Here is an 18,318-nt window from a genome sequence, read left to right on the forward strand (position 1 = left end):
GTCAAGAATGATAATTTGTGCTGTGGCTTCACCCCTATATTTGATACATGTACGTAATTTACGTAATTATCGCACTTTGCCCAGTAGTCTTCAGTAGAATATCGAACACCGGAGGTTGATGTTTGCCAAAAAATTTTAAAAGATCAAGTAATTTATGATATTTTAAAGCGGTTATCTTCTTCTCAGGCTTTTGAATTAAGAGATGTTAAAATTTGAAAAATAAATATCTAATTTGACAATAAAATACCCAGGAAAAACAGAAGCTTATGACTGATAATGACTCGCTTAATCTTCGTCCCACCCAGGTGGATGATTTGACCAAAGTCTTACCCTTGGTTGAAGCATTTTATCAACATTTTAGTTATCCTTTCAGTCAAACGGAAAAAGCTCAAACTCTACGAGAACTTTGGAACAATCCCGACAAAGGTTGTTTTTGGTTAATTGAGCAAGACCAAGGCATTGTCGGTTATGTGTATGTTTCCTTTTATTTCAGCCTCGAATTTGGTGGCAGAACTGCTTTTATTGATGAATTATTTATTTCATCCGATCGCCGTGGTCAGGGAATTGGTTCACGCATCATTGAACTAGTGGAAGGGGAGTGCCGAAAGCTCAATCTCAAAGCACTACATTTAGAGTCGGAACGCAGTAATGAAAGGGCCACAGCTTTGTACAAAAGAATGGGTTTTGTCGACTATGATCGTCGTTTATTAACCAAACATTTGAATGATTGTTAAAAGGTAGGGATCGATTAGCCGAATCTGCCGGCCACGTAATCCCTGGTTTGGGTTTCCTGGGGACTAGAGAAAATACTCTGGGTGCTATCAAATTCCACCAACTGACCAATGCGACTTTCGTCAGTATTAAAAAAAGCCGTGTAATCCGATACCCTCAGGGCCTGTTGCATATTGTGGGTAACAATGGTGATGGTCACCTTTTCCCGCAGACTTTTAATCAACTCCTCAATTTTGAGAGTGGAAATGGGATCGAGGGCGGAACAGGGCTCGTCCATTAGTAGCACCTTGGGATTAACCGCTAGAGCTCTGGCAATGCATAATCTTTGCTGTTGTCCCCCCGATAGACCCAAAGCGGACTTTTTCAAACTATCTTTGACCTCATCCCATAACACAGCCCTGGTGAGGGAGCGTTCCACAATTTCATCCAGTTCTCCCCGGCTAGCCCGGCCACTAAGCTTAACCCCATAGACAATGTTGTCGTAGATACTAGTGGGAAAAGGATTAGGCCTTTGAAAAACCATACCAATTTCCCGACGCAGACTGTTGATATTGACTTTAGGGTCGTAAATGTTTTGCCCCAAAAACTCCACTGTTCCCGTCACCTTGACCCGGCCTTCCAGTTCGGCAATGCGGTTAAAAGCTTTGAGCAAAGTTGATTTACCACAGCCAGAGGGGCCAATCATAGCAGTGACCCGACCAACGGGGATTGCCATGGTTACCCCCTCCAACACTTTTTTGGTGCCGTAATAAAATCCCAAACCTTCAACCCTAAGGGCAGGTTGTAAACCCACTGTCATTGAACCGGACAAATTAGTCATAGATGGTAAACGGGGAAAACTGAAAAATTAACTATTGATGGCAGATTTAAAAACGCCGACGGATCAGCAAACGAGAAAATAGGTTAATGCTTAAAACCAGCATTAACAGTACAAGGGAAGCGGTCCAGGCAATGGCATTCTGTTCCTCAAAAGGAGAACTGGCATAGTTGTAAATCAGTACAGGAAGGGAAGGAGTGGGGGCCATTAACCCCTCCTGCCAGAATTGACTGAATAGGGCAGTGAACATTAAGGGAGCGGTTTCCCCGGCGGCCCTCGCTACGGCCAGCAGTACCCCCGTAGTAATGGCAGGAATGGCACAAGGAATCACCGTTTTGACTGTGGTTTCCCATTTGCTGGCCCCCAGGGCGGCGGAGCCTAGGCGATAGTGTATGGGGACTAACTTGATGGCTTCCTCCGTGGTTAAGGCAATAATGGGAGTCATAATTACCCCCAAAGCCAGGCCTCCGGCATAGGCCGAAAATTGTTTGGTGGTAATAACCAATACTCCGTAGGCGAACACCCCCACAATTACCGAGGGCACACTACTCAGGATCACGGTGACAAACCGTACCCCATTGGCGATCGCCGAGCCGGCCGCAAACTCCGCTAAAAATACCCCGGTCATTACCCCCAGAGGAACACTAAAAAGAGCGCCCAAACCCACCATGGTCAGGGTCCCCACAATGGCATTGGCAAAACCGTTGGGTTCCCCCTCCACCCCCACCGGGGCCGGTAGATGGATAAACACTTCCCAGGAAAGGGTGGGCAAACCCCGTTGAATAATGGCGGCTAAGATGGCCAATAGGGGGAGCAGGGCCAGAAGGGTTAGGGTAAAGGACAACCCTCCGATTACCCAGGCAAAACCATTACGAAATAAAGGTAAGGGGTCAAGCAGACTACCAGGGGCCATATTTTTCATGGCTTTAATGTCCCTCCCCTTGGCGACGAATCGTTGCCACCATCAACACCGCCAGACTATTAATGCCCAGGGTGATAACAAAGAGAATTAAAGCTAAGTACATCAAAGCGCCGATGTGTAGCTCATCCACTGCTTCGGCAAACTGATTAGCCAGCACAGAGGGAATGGTGTACCCCGGTGCCAACAAGGAAGCAGAGATAATATTCGAGTTACCGATCACCATTGTTACTGCCATGGTTTCTCCCAGGGCCCTACCCAGGGCCAAAATAGTGGCACCGACAATTCCCGAACTAGCGGAAGGCAAAATTACCAGGCAAATAGTTTCCCACCGAGTTGCCCCCAAGGCCATGGACGCACTGCGGAGGCTGGGGGAAAGAGAAAGTAAAATATCCCGGCTAATGGAGGCGATCGTGGGAATAATCATCACCGCCAGCACCAGTCCCGCCACCAGCATGCTGGGGCCAAAGGGTTCTGTGCCAAAGATTGGCAACCAACCTAGATATTCAAACAATGCCACCTGCAATGGCATCAGCACGGGGATAAAGACAAAAATTCCCCACAGGCCAATGATTACACTGGGAATAGAAGCAATCAGTTCCACCAGAAAGGCAATGGGAACCCGCACTGGGGAAGGCAGAAGATTTTCGCTGGTCATCACGGCTACCGCCAGCCCCAAGGGCAAAGCAAACACCAAGGCGATAAGGGAACTTACCACTGACCCAAAAATGTAGGGCAAGCCCCCAAACAGTTGCTCGCCGCTGTCCCACTGTTGACTGAGGATAAATTCCCAACCAAACTTGGCGATCGCCGGTTGGGCATCGGCAAAGACCACCCAGGCAATCCAACCGAGAATCACTACCACTCCGAGGGAACAGAGACGGGTCAACTGTTTAAAGCCCCAGTCCAAAGCACTGCCCAGGGCATTTCCTTGGGTAATATCTGCCCCCGGGACCGGGGGAATTTCCGGACGAGGCGAAAAACCTTCCACCATAGCTATTGCTCTAATCTTCAGTAAGTTTGCTGACTATTTGATTTTGTCCACCGCCGCAATTACCCGTTGGGCCACCGCCGGGGGAACTTTGGTGTATTCCAATTGGGTGTTGTAATTTTGACCAGTGGTTAAAATCCAGCGCACCAGAGCTTTGATGTCCTTAGCAGTGGCAGCATTTTTGTTGTTTTGGTACACCAACAACCAAGTCAAGCCCACAATGGGATAACCGGAGGCTGGATCATTTATTTCTGCCACAAAGTTAGCGTCAAACTTAGCTCCACTGATGGCCTTATTAGCCTCCGCCAAGCTCGGTTCCACATACTGGCCAGCTTTGTTTTGCACCTTCGCAGTTTGTAAATTTGGTCCCTCATTGCGACGGGCAAAGGTGTCCTGGACATAGCCGATCGCCCCGGGGGTTTGTTTAACCGTGGCGGCTACCCCATCATTTTTGGGCCCCTTGAGCACCTGGAAACCCCAGTTGGGATCCTGACTGGCCCCAATCTTGCTCCTAAAGGTACTATTTATGGCACTGAGATGACTGGTAAAAATATCGGTGGTGCCACTACCATCAGCCCTTACCACCACACGAATTGGCATATTGGGCAGCTTGGAATCGATCTGGTTCCAAGTTTTTAATTCCCCAGTAAAAATTTTACCCAGGGCTATCCTGGAAAGTTGGACTTTTTTGCCCGGTAAATTGTAAACCACTGCCACAGCTCCACCGGCGGTGGGAACCATTACCACCCCCCGTTTCATTTGTTGACGTTGGGCGGAAGTAGGCACTGCATCGGTAGCACCAAAGTCCACGGTTTCACCAATGAATTGACGGATACCAGCGCCACTACCAACGGAGTTGTAATTGACAGTGTTGCCGGTGGCTTTTTTATACTCGGCAAAATAGCGTTGATAGAGTGGTGCAGGAAAACTTGCCCCCGCCCCATTTAAGGTACCGGCGATGGCCTGACCAATACTACCAAAACCGACTATGACGCTAACTACTGAAAAGGTAGCAACTTTTTGGAATGAACTAAGCATAGGAACTTGCAATGGGAATATGGTGCAGTTGAAAAAGTCAGCCCTTCTTTGCTGATGGGGCTTCCATTGGCATCGCTATCGACCGAAAAACGGCAAAAACCTCTGGTTAGACCGGCCGTTTACTGTCAATAAACCCAGAAACTTGCCTGGGGATTTCTAGTTAACAATATTAGTGGCATTTTGTTCATTTACAACCGCAAAAATATTTTTATTTTTAATGCATAAACTCCCCAGAAAGTCGATTAACTTCCGGTTAAATCTTGCTTGTTTTATCCGTGGTTGTCATTTCATTAAGCCTAGATTAACGCCATATTAAGACCAGGTTAAAACGAGCAAAATTATTGTCTAAATACGACGACTATTTTTCCCGTTATCCTCGGGCAAATTTTTCCTGCCCTTGCCACATTTGATGTGTAAATTTGAGCCTTGGCAATGGACTTTAAATCCATCGGCAAAACGATTACTCCCCCAGCCTAGAATACAATTTGCGTATTCATGCACTAGCCCACGGTCAGAAGTAATTTAGGTTTATGATGGGGGGACAACTGTAAAGAAACTTTAAGCAGTTGCAACGTCTTTCCTTTCCCCCCAGCAAATTATTCCGTGAGTTCTTTCCAGGCCCTGCGCCAACTATCCCCCTCCACCCAAAAAACCTTTGCCCTGTTGTTTGCTTCAGTGCTGATGTTTTGGCTCAGCCTCACTTCCCTCCTGCCTACCCTGCCCATGTACGCCCAGGATGTGGGGGCGACGAAACAACAGGTGGGCTGGATTATGGGGAGTTTTGCCCTCGGCCTGTTGGGCTCCCGCGTTTGGATTGGTCAGTTGGTCGATCGCCGGGGGAGAAAAATCGCCATTGTCATTGGGGCATTGGTAGTGGCCCTGGCCCCCTTGGGCTACCTACTCACTGCCACGGTGGGGGCTTTAATGGCAATTAGAGCTTTCCATGGCATTTGCTTGGCCGCCTATACCACCGGCTATAACGCCCTAGTGGTGGATTTATCCCCGCCCCAGCAACGGGGGGAAATTATTGGCTATATGAGTTTGGCAGTGCCTATTGGCATGGGATTTGGACCGGCCATGGGAGCTTACATTTCCCAAGCCATCGGCTACGAAGTCCTATTCATCATTTCTTCCCTGTTGGGCTTTATTTCCCTGGGCTTGGCCCTGCAGGTACGGGAAAACCGTACCCCAGACCAGTCGTCAGCAGAGAATGTTTTTGGCGATCGCCCCCGACCCCGTTCCATTGGCAAACTAATCACCAGTCGATCCATGGCCGTACCCACCCTTGTGTTACTGCTGATTGGGCTTCTGTTTGGTAACTTAGCCACCTTTTTGCCCCTATTTGTGCGGGAAATTAACCTAGCCGCCTATGCCGGAGTTTTTTACAGTGTGGCGGCGATCGCCAGCTTTGTGCCCCGCCTCTTCCTTGGCCCCTTGGCAGACACCTATGGCCGGGGGCTATTCATTGCCGGTAGCTTGATTTGCTACTTGCTATCCATGGTGTGCCTGGCCCAGGCTGATAACTCTTGGGAATTATTGACTGCCGCCGCCCTGGAGGGAGCTGGCAGTGGCATTTTATTGCCCACCACCATTGCCTTAATTTCCGATCGTTCTTCCCTGGAGGAAAGGGGTCGGGTTTTCTCTGTTTGTATGAGTGGCTTTGATGGGGGCATTGCCATTGCCGCACCAATTATGGGGGTGCTGAACGAAATGTTTGGTTACCGCCATGTATTTTGGCTCAGCGGTGGATTGGCCCTGGCCGCCATCATGGTTTTTGGCATCTTTTCTAACCCCACCATCGGCCGTTCCCTCAAGTTTTGCATTGGTCGCAGTCGAGACCTCTACGCCACTCCTCAATAGACCCAATGGGCTTGGTTAATTCCTGTCAACGGTGGAAAATCTTGTTAAGCTAGAAGAACACTTAGGCGATCGTTCCTAGATTTTTCCTGCCCAGTTCCATGCTGAAAAAATTTTTCTACCATGGCGCTCAGCAGGGTCGCCATCGAACAATTGGGGAAAATTTCAGTGCTGCATCTTATCTATATTTTGGCCTTCACAGTGATTGCCTTCCTTGCGGTTAGCAACCTGATTCGGAGCTTAATTTCCGTCAGCATGGGTAGCCAGCGCACCCCGCCCAACAGTTTTTCCCGTCGCTTTGGCCAGAGCAGTCATCCAGAATTATTTGACGACCAGGGTGTGCCCATTAGCGAACCCTTATTGGTGATGCGCTCCGTTAATGTGGACGATGCCAGGGAAAAGTTGAATGCTATTTTTGATGCTTCCCCCAGCGTTACCCTCCAGGAAGGGGAAGACGAAAAATAATCCTATTAAGCGTCAGTAGAAATTAGTTTTTCCCTAGGCATAATGGCCATAATAGTCGGCTAGGTAGTGTCTCCCCGGCAACGCTAAAATGGGATTTATTTCGTATGCAATAACAATGGTTAAAGGTACACTGTAGCCTGAACCCTGTTGCCGTGACGGCCTGAAACCATCGCATTATGGATTTAAAAGCTTTAATTCGGGATATACCGGACTTCCCCAAGCCAGGCATTATGTTCCGGGATATTACCACCCTGCTCAACAGTCCAGAGGGACTGCGCTACACCATCGACTCCCTCGTGGAACAGTGTCAAGCAAAGGAACTGATGCCGGATCATGTGGTGGGCATGGAATCCCGGGGTTTTTTATTTGGTATGCCCCTTGCCTATCAAATGAATGCTGGTTTTATCCCTGTAAGGAAACCAGGTAAATTACCCGCCCCAGTCCACCGAGTAGAGTATGATTTAGAGTACGGCAAAGATTCTTTGGAAATCCACCAAGATGCTGTGGCTCCCCACCACCGGGTCTTAATTGTGGACGACTTAATTGCCACGGGGGGAACCGCCAAGGCCACCGCTGAATTGCTGAGTCAGCTTGGTTGTGAGGTGTTGGGTTTTGCTTTTATCATCGAGCTTGTGGCCCTGAATGGTCGTCAGTGTTTACCAGATTTACCAATTATTTCTTTGGTGGAATATTAAGGGTTGGAATGGCATTCAGTTAGCTCCAAGAACCCGTTGGCAAGATTTTAATTTGCCCCCAAATCGACCGACTAAAGCTCCGGCAATACCAGAGCATTTTGGTCTGTCTAGCTCTTTCCCAAACTTGGGGATCCAAGGGCACTTTAGAAATCCACTCTAATTACCCTTACCTTTGTCGCCACCAGGTAAACACCGCCAATCCTAGGCCGATTAGAGGAACAATTACCCAGGTTAACCAGCCCAAAACCGTAGCTCTTCGTACCCCCAAATTAATACGGCGATCGGTGGGATCTTTGGCCCGCAAACCAAGGGGTTGGTCGATGTTTTCCGCCAACCATTGCACACTGTTGAGAAAAATATCACCGTTCACAGCTTCGTTAAACCAAGCATTGGTGGCAAAGGCCGCACTGCCCACCACCACCATCTTGGCCGGGGGAAGTTCTGGGTTAGGCTTGCGATCTTGCTCTTCTGTTTGGGCTTGATCATTACCACTATCTCCGTTTTCTCTGGCCGGTGATTCTTCTTGATCTGCGGCTTGATCGCCATCATTTTCCTGCACCGCCTCTGGCTGATTGGTGCCATTGCTGGTGGGACTAGGGCTCGGAGTAGGAGAAACTGTGGGATTAGGAGAGGGGTTAATTGCTTCGGAGTCACTATCATTACTTGTCTCCGTTTCCTTGACTGAACTAGCTTCTTTTCCTTCCCTGGTCAAAGCTACAGCCACATCGAAGGGGCCTAACAAGTCCGTTTCTGGGTTTGGTTGTAGATCTTCACTAATTAGTTGGGTGGCATACATTAAGTCCGATGCTTCCACTAGGGTGGTGGCTTGGATACCAGGTTCTTCCTTGGTGGCTACGGGGCGTACCAGGGGAAAAATGGCGATCGCCCCTTGGAGTTTTTCGGTGATGGGATGGTTGCCGTAGCGATTAAAAATGGGCACGGTGGGGTCAAGGCCAAACACACTGCCAGCCCCCGAAAGGTCAATTACCAATCTGGGATCAAAACTAACTCCCCAGGACTCAAGGACGTCTTCTAGACCGGCATCGGCTTCCGGAGAGATCATCACTAATAAGTTACCCCCCTGATCGGTGTACTGCTTTAGAGCAGCAATTTCCGGCGCTAAAAACTTGCGGGTCGGCCCAGCAATGACTACGGCATCGGCGTCGGCCGGAATGCCCCCGTCGGTGACTACATTGAGGGACTGGACGGCCAAACCAAGGTTTTCCAAGGCGGTCACTGCGGCGGAAACGCCCCCTGGTTCGTTATTGAGGGGCAGTTCCCCATGGCCCTGGACGAAGTAAATTTGTGGTGTTTCTTGCCGCTGGGCTTTAGCAATGGCATTGGTGAGTTGAATTTCTGAGAGGGCTTCCCGTTGTTGAAAGCTTAGTAGATTCTGTACTAGCTGCTTTTTGTCGCCGTACTCGACAAATACATCTCCCTTATTTTGCACATTGAAGTCCTGCACCAGCTTAGGACGGCGATCGGGGTGAACAAATTCAAAACTGAATTTATCGCTGAAACGTTGGTAATTTTGCAGGAGCTTACGATCCTGTTCACTGGGGGCATCGTCGAAAATCCAAACTTTCAGGGGTTGTTTCAGCTCTGCCACTAGGCTTTGGCTTTGGGGAGCGAGGGTAAAACGTTGATTTTCGGTTAAATCCCAGGTGACGGGATAGCGAAAAGCGATGTAGTTAATGAGGGTTAAAATCACCAGCACCGCTAGGGTGGAAGCAATGACGTTAGCGCTGGATTGGGTCGATCGCCGTCCGAGAAAACCTTGGGACCGTTGCCAGAGCCAGGTCCACCAGAGGAGAAAAAAAATCACCGCTATCCCCGTTAAACCCAGGTATAAACTGCTCATCACCCCCGTTACCCCCAGGGCAATGCCCCCCGCCAAACCAAAGGCGATCGCCGGTAAAAAGGCATATTTCCCGTAAGTCCGAAATAGAGCAGTAAGCCGAGCCATAGTTTATGTGATGGGGAATCCTCCGTATCGTATCTTACCGAAATAGGCAACCCATACATGGGATCAGAGTTCCGGCCAGCTTAACCAAAACTTTTAAACTGGGTGACATTGGGCACGGATCAGCAAATAATTGGTGTTAGCCCTGCCGATGCTGATTACCTTTCGCCCACGCCATGACTACTGCTCTCTTCCTCTGTTTGTGCCTATTCCTCATTACCTATTTCATGGGTTCTATCCCCACCGGCTACCTAGCGGGTAAATTATTGTTAGGCATTGATATTCGGGAGCATGGTTCCAAATCCACCGGGGCCACCAATGTATTTCGCACCCTCGGGAAACCAGCGGCGATCGCCGTTTTAGCGATTGATATCAGTAAGGGGATCATGGCCGTGGCCTTGGTACGGGCCATTTACGGGGGCGACTGGTTACCAGCCTTACCAGCAGATTGGCAAAATTGGTTAACGTTGGGGGTGGCCATTGCGGTGGTGCTAGGGCACAGCAAATCCATTTTTCTCCGGTTTTCCGGCGGTAAATCCGTTGCCACCAGTCTAGGGGTGCTATTCATGCTCAATATTTGGTTGGCCCTGGGCACTTTGGCCACCTTTTTAGCTGTAATTTTCTTCACTCGCATTGTTTCCCTTAGTTCAATTGTGGCGGCGATCGCCGTTAATGGTATTGCGCTAGCGCTCCAATTGCCTCTGCCTTATCTTGCCTTTACCCTGCTGGCGGGTATGTACGTGATTGTTCGTCACCGCAGCAACATTGAACGAATCTTCCAGGGCACAGAGCCAAAATTAGGGGAGAAGGTCTCTTCTGTACCGGAGAGAAAAGGGGTCGCCTAACCATAGTTAGATTCTCCCGCTTGGCGAAGAAGTCAGATTACTTTAATTCACCAGGGAAAAATGTTGGCGGTTTCAGCCAGGCTATCCAACTCCCGTTGCATCTGAGTTTTTACCAGTTGATAACACTGATCCACATAATCCTTATCTTTGGCAGCGTCGTTGCCGTAACGCTCAAAGTAGATTGGTGGACAGATGCGGGTGTGCATGGTTAACGGGAAGGGCACATGGGGAAGGGGCCCCAATGCTAGACCCCAGGGTAAACCCAAATAGATGGGAAAAACCACCGGATCAACGTCCAATAGCCAAGGCATACCAAGGTCATGGAGATATTTAACCTGGTCGTAGCAGTCCCCCATAACTAACAGAGTTTCGTGGGAACCAACGGCGATCGCCGGCACAATGGGCACCTGCTGTCTCAGCGCCAATTTGATAAAACCTTTACGACCGGCAAAATAAATTTGGTGGCGTTGGTTAAAGGGACGAAACACATCCTGGGCTCCACCGGGATAAACTAACACGCTGGCACCGGACTGCAGAGCGGCGATCGCCATTTTGGGGTGGGCTTGGACAGCCCCTACTTTAACCGCTAACTCCGCCATCGGACGGCTCATTTTCCAAACGGTGGGATGCATCAAACCGTACACGGGACGGTGTAAACCCTGATGACGAAACCAGTCATAGATCATCATTACCATGTCTGGCGAAGAAAGGCCGCCATTATGGGACCCCACCAGCAATACCTGTTCCGGCGGCAAATTTTCCCAGCCACTGGTCTGCACCCGGAAATAGTATTTGTAAAACCATTCCCAAAAAGGCATTAATTGTTTGATAGTTTCCGGATCCCGTCCCCCCAAAGACCAACCATCCAGGGCAGGATTGGATTCAAAAAACGGCGATCGATCATTGGTCGCTCTTAGCACAAAAGTATTAACCGTTTAGTAGGGCTTCAACAAATTCATAGCTGGAAAAGGGGCGCAAATCCTCAATGCCTTCCCCTGCTCCAATAAAACGAATGGGCAGATTCAATTGCTGGGCCACCGCCAGGGCTACCCCTCCCTTAGCACTGCCATCTAACTTAGTCAGCACCACACCGCTCAATTTAGCGGCCTCGGCAAATACTTCCGCCTGACGTAAACCGTTTTGCCCCAGGGTAGCATCCAGCACCAATAGGGATTCCACGGTGGCATTGGGGGCTTTTTTGTCGATAATGCGACGAATTTTGGCCAGCTCGTCCATCAAATTTTTCTTATTTTGCAACCTCCCTGCCGTATCTACCAACAGCAGATTAACGTTACGGGACTGGGCCGCACTAATGCCGTCATAGACCACTGCTGCCGGGTCAGTGTTTTGTCCGGGGTTAGCAATGACCGGCACGCCACTCCTTTCCCCCCACACTTTTACCTGTTCCACCGCCGCTGCGCGAAAAGTGTCAGCCGCAGCAATCACGCATTCATAGCCCGATTGTTTAGCCATAAAAGCTAACTTACCAATGGTGGTGGTTTTGCCGGCCCCATTGACCCCCGTTAATAACCAAACATTCAACCCTTCCGCTTCCGGGGCAAATTCGGGACTGGGCAGGGATAGCAGAGGGCGATCGAGGATGGAACGCAAAATTTCCTTGAGGAATTCAATGGCCTGTTCCGGCGGCAACGCTTCCTCCCGCAATTTGTCCTGGAGGGTGGTGATGATGTAGTCGGTGGCTTCAATGCCCACATCGGCCTGGAGCAGAATGGCTTCAATTTCTTCCACCGCCGCTTCGTTGAGGGGTCCCTGGCCAACAATGGATTTAAGCTGGTTGACCAAGTTAACCCTGGTTTTGCTCAGCCCCTGGCGCAGTTTTCTCAGCCAATCAATTTCTTCTGCTGACACATCGGCCGCCGATCGCCCCTGGGCCGCTAATACCTTAGCTGACCAGATGAAATCATCATCCATGGCCATGGATTCAGCGGTAAGGGTACCTGCCACTGTGGCCTCTTCCACCGCCGTTTCTTTTAGGGCTTCCAGGCGATCGGACTTTTGCAACCAAGCAGGGCCCGTTGCTTCTTCCACCGGAGCAGTGGGGCTATCTTCTACCGTCACCGTTGCCGATGGTTGGTCGGATGCCAAGGGCATAAGATCAGCTTCCGCTTCATCCGTTTCTGTTTTCTCCTCCACCGTTGTCTCTGTAGGGGAGTCCGGCGGGGTAACAGTTTCCGCTTTACGGGCCTGAATATTTTGGTATGCCGTTTTAGCCCATTGGAGATAATCCTCTGGGTTGGCAGTGGTGGGGCTTGGTTCCTCCGGGGCGGGAGTAGCTAATTCCACCTTTGGAGAATCTTCCTCGCTGGGGGATTCAGTTTCTGCCTGCATTACCTCCGGTGCCAATTCAGGAGTAACCTCCGCCCCTTCTGGGGGAGCAGACTCGGGGGCGGTGTTATCTTTACCAAACTGACGACGGAACCAATTAAACATACATTTGCGAAAAATACGAAGCCGGCCAAAATTCTAGGCGATCGCCCTGGGACGGAAACCCCATGCATGCTAGATGACCACTGTGCCTAGTCTATCGAAAAAATGGGTTTAAAACCCCGTCCCTTAGCTTAGGACGTCTTTGTGTTAACCTGTGGATGCCCGCGCACCCAAGTGTGCCACGAGAGGCAAGATTGGTGGTTCTCGCCGACTAGAATGCATGACCAAAAGGAAATACCTGAACACAGGGGCGTCATAGTCTAGGAATGAGAAAATCGAAACTATAAATTAAAAGTTTGTTTTGTCTGCGGTGGGGCACATCGTGGACGTAGAAACAAATGCCTGTGGAGGGGAATCTGGACGGGGTCTTGCGGGGTCTTGGAACAGAGATGGCACAAGACTAGACAAACCCAGTGAAGCAGGAATCCCTCACCTAAAGGCGTGGGAGGTGTCAACGGTTTTTCTTGCCCTGGGGAGGCGGAGGCCAAAAACCCGGGTAATTTTTCCACCGGCCCCTTGGGAATGAGCGCTTCAGTTTTCCTGGACAGTTTAATTGTTCTGTTCCCTCACAGTGATCGGTAAATCCGTTGCTCCCGCATAGAACACGAGAATCTTGACGGGGCTATCCCCGACGTTGCGGCCATTGTGTACTGTATTTACCACCTCAGCGATGGCTTCCCCCGCTTTAATTAACTTTTTTTGACCATCCAGGAGGGTAACTTCCAATTCCCCTTCCATAAGCACACCAAAGGAGGGTACTGGATGGGAATGCCAACCCGTTTCAGCACCAGGGGCAAGTTCGATGATCATGCCGGTGATTTCCGCCTGCCCTTCCGGATAGGTCAGGGGTTGACCATCCCAACTAGTTTCGGTTTTGAGAATGGTGTTAACTTTGATCGTTTCCGCAGGCTCAAAGGCAAAAACCCGGGGCTGACAAACAATGACTGTGGCTAGGGCAAGTAAGCTAGGGATAAACTTCATGGCGAGAAAGGTCCGATTCTACTGGTCTTAACCAATTTTGCGCTATGGACCACAATTCAAGACCAAAATTCTCCATTGGCTAGGTTTTCTGCCAGAAAGTTTTGGCGATCGCCTTGCTAGGAAAATTAATAAAGTTCATATTTCAGCAGGGTACAGGGCAAACCGCCATTGTTAATGGGGAAACGGGCGGAGGTTCTCAAGCCAATGCGTTTTGTCAAAGCCTTGTTACCACTCAAAATGAAGGCCGTCCAGCCCTTAAATCTTTGCTTGAGCACATCCCCTATTTGTTGATAAAAATCTCCCAAAGCTTCTGCTTGGCCAATGCGCTTACCGTAGGGAGGATTGCAAATTAGCATACCCTGGGCTGCTGGTGGTTCAATGTCGGCAAAATCGAGTTGTTGCCAATTGATCTTTCCTGCCAACTGACATTGCTGGGCATTGCTTTTAGCCTCCTGAATTACCCCCCGATCGCCGTCACTGCCCCACAGGGGAGCCTGGAGTGTATCCTTTTCCCCGGCCTTAGCTTCCTCAAGGAGGGATTGCCAGAGGTCTTGGTCAAAATCGGGCCATTGCTGGAAACAAAAACCAGGCTGGAATTTGCCAGGAGCAATGTTTAAACTTTGCAGCCCTGCTTCCAACAGAAATGTGCCAGAGCCACAGAGGGGATCATAGAGGGGTTGTTCCGGGGTCCATGCCGCTATGGTTAGCAAAGCAGAAGCCAGGGTTTCCTTCAGGGGAGCTTGGCCCATGGCTGGACGATAACCCCGACGGTGCAAACTGAAGCCGGTGCTGTCGAGGCTAAGTTGGCAATGGTTTTGGTGAATGTGGGCATTGATAACAATATCTGGCTGCTCAAGGTCAACACTAGAGCGGCGTTGATGGCGATCGCGCTGTTGATCGACAATGGCATTTTTCACCTGGAGGGCGGTGAAGTGGCTATGGTTAAGCTGGGGATTTTTGCCAGTGCAGTTAATTTGTATGGTCTGGTCGGGGCTGAGAAATTCATCCCAGTCCATTTTTTTAATACTGCGGTATAGGTCCTGGGCGTTAAAGGCTTTGACCGTGGCCATGGGCATCAGCACCCGGTAGATTAACCGAGACCAGAGGTTAATGCGATACAGCAAGGCCCGATCGCCTATGAAGGCAACCCCAGCAAATTCCGGCTTTACCTGTTCTGCCCCCAATTGACTCAATTCCTGGGCGGCGATCGCCTCTAGTCCCCGGGCCACGGTGGCAAAATAGGGCCGAGTTGTTGCAAAAAGGGCACTGGGATCTGGCATAGCAAATGGTAAAGGATGGGAGGGACTGCTCATCTCCATGGTCAACGAACTAAACTAAGTCCCCGCTTCCCCGCACTGCCATTTAGCTAAAACGGGGAGTCGTGCAATAGGGACAATCAAGCCATTCCTGTTGCAGTTCCGCTGCACAAACACGACAGGTTAAGGCACTCTTGCGCTTAGCCCGCATTTCCGACTCCAGTCCCGTATCGGTAAAGGTGACCCGTTCCACTTCTTCCAAGGTGGTGTAGCCTTCCTGCACCAAATTAAGACTATAGGCCAATAGGGTAATCATGCCCTCTTCCACGGCACAGTCCTTAATGCGGTCAGTGGTGGCTCCTTGGTTAATCAACTCAGCAATACGCTCAGAATTACGCATCACCTCATAGACCCCCACCCGGCCCTTATAACCACTGCCACTACATTTTTGACATAAACTGCCCTGTTGCCGTGCCAAATGAATCTCATCAGGACTAAGGGTATTGGCTTTATAAAAAGTGACCACTTCATCCCCGGAGGCGGACAGCCCAAAGCGGGATAATTCCTCCTTGGTGGGATGGTAAGCAATCCGACATTCCGTACAAACCTTCCGCATTAGCCGTTGGGCCAACACCCCCAGCAATGACCCAGAAACCATAAACGGTTCTACCCCCATTTCATCCAACCTGGCGATCGCCCCCGCCGCATCATTGGTGTGGAGAGTAGTTAGAACCAAGTGTCCAGTCAGAGCCGCCTCAATGGCCGTTTTGGCCGTCTCCTTATCTCTGGTTTCCCCCACCAGAATCACATCGGGGTCTTGGCGCATAAATGCCCGCAGAATATTAGAAAAATCCATGCCCTTTTCCCGAATCACCTGTACCTGGGTGATGCCCGGTAAAGCATACTCAATCGGATCTTCCGCCGTGTTGATATTCACCTCATGACTATTGCGTTCCGCCAGTACCGAGTACAGGGTGGTGGATTTCCCCGATCCGGTGGGTCCCGTCACCAACATCAAGCCATAGGGCCGGGCGGCCAGTTCCCGCACCGTTTGTAGGGTTTCAGGGTTAGTAATCAAGAAATCCAAACCCAGTTGGGTGGCGGAGTTGTCCAAAATCCGTAAACACACCTTTTCCCCATAGCGGCTTGGTAGGGTGTTAACCCGAAAATCCACTTTCCTACCCTGGTAAATACGGCGAATTTTGCCATCCTGGGGCGACCTCCTTTCAGCAATGTCCATATCCGCCATAATTTTGAAACGGGCCACCACTGCGGGGGTAATCTTCCGGGGCAGAGGATCAAAAGCCTGATTTAAAACCCCATCCTTACGGAAACGAATTCTCAGGGTTTCCTCCTGCGGCTCAACGTGAATATCAGAAGTACCCTCCTGTAAAGCCTTAGCCAAAATTTTATTAACTAGGTTAATGACCGGAGCTTGGTTGGCGTCGTTAGAATCCAGCGCATTATCAACGTCATCCTTATCCTCGGACAAATTCATGTCGATGGAGCCGACAATATCCGTCAAATCATTAAGTTTATCAAGGGCCCTTTCCTGATCTTTTTTATCCTGGGCCGCCTCCCACTCCTCCCGGATGGAATAATACTGGTCTAGGAGTTGGTTAAAATCATCCTGGGTAACCACCAAACGGCGTAATTCAAAACCTTTGACCCGCAAAATTCGGTTCAGTTCATCCTGGGCGGCTAAGTTATCGGGGTCTACCATGGCCACCAACACACTGGGAGGATCTCCATCCTGTTGGGCTAGGGGAAGAAACTTGAAGCGCCGACAGGTATCCAAAGGGAAAAATCGGCCGATCAGTTCCGCCATCTGCTGGGTGGCAACTGGAGCAACCTCCGGATCGACACTGTCCACCCCGTAGAGTACTTTGAGCTCAAATAATTGATTTTTTTTGTACTGTCGCAGTAGTTCTGGAGACAATTCCCGACCGGTGAGCGCCTTAAGCTCCTCGGGCAAAGACCGTCCGGTTTTTTTAACCTGAACCAGGGCCTGTCGCAATTGTTCGGCATCCACATGGCCCCCCGCCACCAATTTATTACCGAAGGGGGAAAAATAATTCCGTAGGGCAACGGCACGGCTTTTCTTGGAAGAGGAGGAAGATGTCATAGCAAGACCTACCCAGATTCGTATAATGTAAACTATTCCCTAGCCAATGGTGACCATCGGTGATTATTACCAATCATAATCCCCTGGTCTAGTCAAATGGCTGCACTAACTCACCTGAATTGAAATAACATCTTCACAACTCCACCAATTCATAATTCGGAGTTTTTTTCAGGTCGAGTTACGCTTAGATAAAGTGTACAACTAGGTTTCGCCTTATACGATGAACGAAGATCAAGTTTCCCTCGAAAATCAAACCAACCCAGTTCCCCCAGAGGCTGGTAATATTCCCACCGCCACTCCGGAGGAAAGTCCCCAACCTACTGATGCCGTGTTAGAGGGACAGTCCGGAGAGCAGTCGGAGGGCCCAGAAATCGATGTGGAAGCTGGGCCAGCAGGGGATGATGTCGAGGAAAAAAGTAGTGAAGAAATAATCGCCATCCTGCAAAAGGATTTGGCTAGCCATCGTCAGGAATTGGCTGAGCAGTCGGAGCAACTAGACTCCGTCAAAAAACGCTATGTGGCCCTGGCTGCTGAGTTTGATAATTTTCGCAAGCGTACCCAAAGGGAAAAAGAGGAGCAGGCAAAAGTTATCAAGGGAAGAACAATCACAGAACTTTTGCCAGTGGTGGACAATTTTGAGCGGGCTCGCACCCAGATTAAGCCGAACTCCGACGGAGAAAATCTGATCCACAAAAGTTATCAAGGGGTCTACAAAAATCTGGTGGACAGCCTTAAAAGTCTAGGAGTAGCTCCCATGCGTCCTGAGGGAAAACCCTTTGATCCCAAATACCATGAGGCGATGCTCCGGGAACCCACCGCTGAATATCCTGAGGATACGGTGATTGAAGAGTTGGTACGGGGTTATCTTTTAGACGACATCGTACTGCGTCACTCCATGGTTAAGGTGGCAGTGGCTCCGGAAGAGGGAGTAGAGTCCGGGGAAGAAGACACTAACCCCTAGGGCTTATTGGTCTGGGGGCAGTGGTTTCCCATGGTCATTTTTCAGGGATTTTGGTCTTTGGGAAAGGTCTGGGAGCCGGTCTCTTCCCCCCGATCGCCCCAGTATCAAAGAATTGGCAGAACGGAATGGGAACATAAAATTGGTTCTAAGGATGACCAAGTGGGGCGTAATGGTCTAAATTTGCATCAAAAGGCTTAAATTTTCCTAGAAAATACTTAGAAGTCA

The 18,318-nt window shown here is 49.9% G+C and carries 17 protein-coding genes; 7 read left to right on the forward strand and 10 right to left on the reverse strand.

The window, feature by feature from the left end; all coding sequences use genetic code 11:
- Nucleotides 1-266: 266 nt before the first annotated feature.
- Nucleotides 267-734 (forward strand): GNAT family N-acetyltransferase, encoded by a 468-nt coding sequence (locus IQ217_RS06720; protein WP_194019358.1) that lies wholly within the window; start codon nucleotides 267-269, stop codon nucleotides 732-734.
- A 14-nt stretch (nucleotides 735-748) separates the two neighbouring features.
- Here the strand turns inward: IQ217_RS06720 and pstB are convergent, their stop codons facing one another.
- Genes pstB through pstS form a run of 4 tightly spaced genes read right to left on the reverse strand, consistent with a single transcriptional unit; the run spans nucleotide 749 to nucleotide 4,497 of the window.
- A complete protein-coding gene (pstB, locus tag IQ217_RS06725; RefSeq protein WP_228023958.1) occupies nucleotides 749-1,552 on the reverse strand; it encodes a phosphate ABC transporter ATP-binding protein PstB in 804 nt (267 codons plus the stop codon).
- A 46-nt stretch (nucleotides 1,553-1,598) separates the two neighbouring features.
- The gene (gene pstA / locus IQ217_RS06730) at nucleotides 1,599-2,471 is read right to left on the reverse strand and encodes a phosphate ABC transporter permease PstA (RefSeq protein WP_194019359.1); all 873 of its coding nucleotides are present in this window, start codon (nucleotides 2,469-2,471) and stop codon (nucleotides 1,599-1,601) included.
- A 4-nt stretch (nucleotides 2,472-2,475) separates the two neighbouring features.
- Nucleotides 2,476-3,462 carry a phosphate ABC transporter permease subunit PstC gene (gene pstC / locus IQ217_RS06735; protein WP_194019360.1) on the reverse strand — a complete coding sequence of 329 codons (987 nt, stop codon included), beginning with the start codon at nucleotides 3,460-3,462 and terminating at the stop codon, nucleotides 2,476-2,478.
- A gap of 33 nt (nucleotides 3,463-3,495) precedes the next feature.
- Nucleotides 3,496-4,497, reverse strand: a complete 1,002-nt coding sequence (gene pstS, locus IQ217_RS06740; RefSeq protein WP_190597977.1) for a phosphate ABC transporter substrate-binding protein PstS — start codon at nucleotides 4,495-4,497, stop codon at nucleotides 3,496-3,498.
- 603 nt (nucleotides 4,498-5,100) lie between these two features.
- Here pstS and IQ217_RS06745 point away from each other — a divergent pair.
- The 3 genes from IQ217_RS06745 (at nucleotide 5,101) to apt (ending at nucleotide 7,514) form a co-directional block, all read left to right on the forward strand.
- Nucleotides 5,101-6,357: an MFS transporter gene (locus IQ217_RS06745; RefSeq protein WP_194019361.1), complete on the forward strand. Its 1,257-nt coding sequence runs from the start codon at nucleotides 5,101-5,103 to the stop codon at nucleotides 6,355-6,357.
- Nucleotides 6,358-6,522: 165 nt separating this feature from the next.
- The gene (locus tag IQ217_RS06750) at nucleotides 6,523-6,819 is read left to right on the forward strand and encodes a DUF2973 domain-containing protein (protein ID WP_420826671.1); all 297 of its coding nucleotides are present in this window, start codon (nucleotides 6,523-6,525) and stop codon (nucleotides 6,817-6,819) included.
- A 176-nt stretch (nucleotides 6,820-6,995) separates the two neighbouring features.
- A complete protein-coding gene (gene apt / locus IQ217_RS06755) occupies nucleotides 6,996-7,514 on the forward strand; it encodes an adenine phosphoribosyltransferase (protein ID WP_190597981.1) in 519 nt (172 codons plus the stop codon).
- Nucleotides 7,515-7,680: 166 nt separating this feature from the next.
- Here apt and IQ217_RS06760 read toward each other — a convergent pair whose 3' ends face one another.
- On the reverse strand, nucleotides 7,681-9,480 hold the full coding sequence (locus IQ217_RS06760) for a GldG family protein (protein ID WP_194019362.1): 1,800 nt from the start codon (nucleotides 9,478-9,480) through the stop codon (nucleotides 7,681-7,683).
- 173 nt (nucleotides 9,481-9,653) lie between these two features.
- Here IQ217_RS06760 and plsY point away from each other — a divergent pair, with 173 nt between their 5' ends.
- Nucleotides 9,654-10,322 carry a glycerol-3-phosphate 1-O-acyltransferase PlsY gene (gene plsY / locus IQ217_RS06765; protein WP_194019363.1) on the forward strand — a complete coding sequence of 223 codons (669 nt, stop codon included), beginning with the start codon at nucleotides 9,654-9,656 and terminating at the stop codon, nucleotides 10,320-10,322.
- A 47-nt stretch (nucleotides 10,323-10,369) separates the two neighbouring features.
- Here plsY and IQ217_RS06770 read toward each other — a convergent pair whose 3' ends face one another.
- From IQ217_RS06770 to IQ217_RS06790, 5 genes are all read right to left on the reverse strand, one after another.
- On the reverse strand, nucleotides 10,370-11,242 hold the full coding sequence (locus tag IQ217_RS06770) for a 1-acyl-sn-glycerol-3-phosphate acyltransferase (RefSeq protein ID WP_190597984.1): 873 nt from the start codon (nucleotides 11,240-11,242) through the stop codon (nucleotides 10,370-10,372).
- 7 nt (nucleotides 11,243-11,249) lie between these two features.
- Entirely contained in the window at nucleotides 11,250-12,773 is a 1,524-nt protein-coding gene (gene ftsY / locus IQ217_RS06775) for a signal recognition particle-docking protein FtsY (protein WP_194019364.1), read from the reverse strand.
- Between the two features lie 546 nt (nucleotides 12,774-13,319).
- Nucleotides 13,320-13,751: a cupin domain-containing protein gene (locus IQ217_RS06780; protein WP_194019365.1), complete on the reverse strand. Its 432-nt coding sequence runs from the start codon at nucleotides 13,749-13,751 to the stop codon at nucleotides 13,320-13,322.
- A gap of 125 nt (nucleotides 13,752-13,876) precedes the next feature.
- Entirely contained in the window at nucleotides 13,877-15,031 is a 1,155-nt protein-coding gene (locus tag IQ217_RS06785; RefSeq protein ID WP_194019366.1) for a THUMP domain-containing class I SAM-dependent RNA methyltransferase, read from the reverse strand.
- 82 nt (nucleotides 15,032-15,113) lie between these two features.
- Nucleotides 15,114-17,132, reverse strand: coding sequence for a GspE/PulE family protein (locus IQ217_RS06790; protein WP_190597987.1), 2,019 nt, complete (start codon nucleotides 17,130-17,132; stop codon nucleotides 15,114-15,116).
- A 220-nt stretch (nucleotides 17,133-17,352) separates the two neighbouring features.
- Between IQ217_RS06790 and grpE the strand changes: the two genes are divergently transcribed.
- Complete coding sequence (grpE, locus tag IQ217_RS06795) at nucleotides 17,353-18,093, forward strand: nucleotide exchange factor GrpE (RefSeq protein ID WP_190597988.1); 741 nt, start codon at nucleotides 17,353-17,355, stop codon at nucleotides 18,091-18,093.
- A 30-nt stretch (nucleotides 18,094-18,123) separates the two neighbouring features.
- Entirely contained in the window at nucleotides 18,124-18,291 is a 168-nt protein-coding gene (locus IQ217_RS06800) for a hypothetical protein (RefSeq protein WP_194019367.1), read from the forward strand.
- Nucleotides 18,292-18,318: the final 27 nt, after the last annotated feature.

This window comes from Synechocystis salina LEGE 00031, assembly GCF_015207985.1.
Taxonomy (GTDB): domain Bacteria; phylum Cyanobacteriota; class Cyanobacteriia; order Cyanobacteriales; family Microcystaceae; genus Synechocystis; species Synechocystis salina.

Excerpts from the sequence above, each read along its gene's own strand:
- IQ217_RS06720 (WP_194019358.1), top strand. The coding sequence starts at position 267 with ATGACTGATAATGACTCGCTTAATCTTCGTCCCACCCAGGTGGATGAT.
- pstB (WP_228023958.1), bottom strand. The coding sequence starts at position 1,552 with ATGACTAATTTGTCCGGTTCAATGACAGTGGGTTTACAACCTGCCCTT.
- pstA (WP_194019359.1), bottom strand. The coding sequence starts at position 2,471 with ATGAAAAATATGGCCCCTGGTAGTCTGCTTGACCCCTTACCTTTATTT.
- pstC (WP_194019360.1), bottom strand. The coding sequence starts at position 3,462 with ATGGTGGAAGGTTTTTCGCCTCGTCCGGAAATTCCCCCGGTCCCGGGG.
- pstS (WP_190597977.1), bottom strand. The coding sequence starts at position 4,497 with ATGCTTAGTTCATTCCAAAAAGTTGCTACCTTTTCAGTAGTTAGCGTC.
- apt (WP_190597981.1), top strand. The coding sequence starts at position 6,996 with ATGGATTTAAAAGCTTTAATTCGGGATATACCGGACTTCCCCAAGCCA.
- IQ217_RS06760 (WP_194019362.1), bottom strand. The coding sequence starts at position 9,480 with ATGGCTCGGCTTACTGCTCTATTTCGGACTTACGGGAAATATGCCTTT.
- plsY (WP_194019363.1), top strand. The coding sequence starts at position 9,654 with ATGACTACTGCTCTCTTCCTCTGTTTGTGCCTATTCCTCATTACCTAT.
- ftsY (WP_194019364.1), bottom strand. The coding sequence starts at position 12,773 with ATGTTTAATTGGTTCCGTCGTCAGTTTGGTAAAGATAACACCGCCCCC.
- IQ217_RS06780 (WP_194019365.1), bottom strand. The coding sequence starts at position 13,751 with ATGAAGTTTATCCCTAGCTTACTTGCCCTAGCCACAGTCATTGTTTGT.
- IQ217_RS06785 (WP_194019366.1), bottom strand. The coding sequence starts at position 15,031 with ATGCCAGATCCCAGTGCCCTTTTTGCAACAACTCGGCCCTATTTTGCC.
- IQ217_RS06790 (WP_190597987.1), bottom strand. The coding sequence starts at position 17,132 with ATGACATCTTCCTCCTCTTCCAAGAAAAGCCGTGCCGTTGCCCTACGG.
- grpE (WP_190597988.1), top strand. The coding sequence starts at position 17,353 with ATGAACGAAGATCAAGTTTCCCTCGAAAATCAAACCAACCCAGTTCCC.
- IQ217_RS06800 (WP_194019367.1), top strand. The coding sequence starts at position 18,124 with ATGGTCATTTTTCAGGGATTTTGGTCTTTGGGAAAGGTCTGGGAGCCG.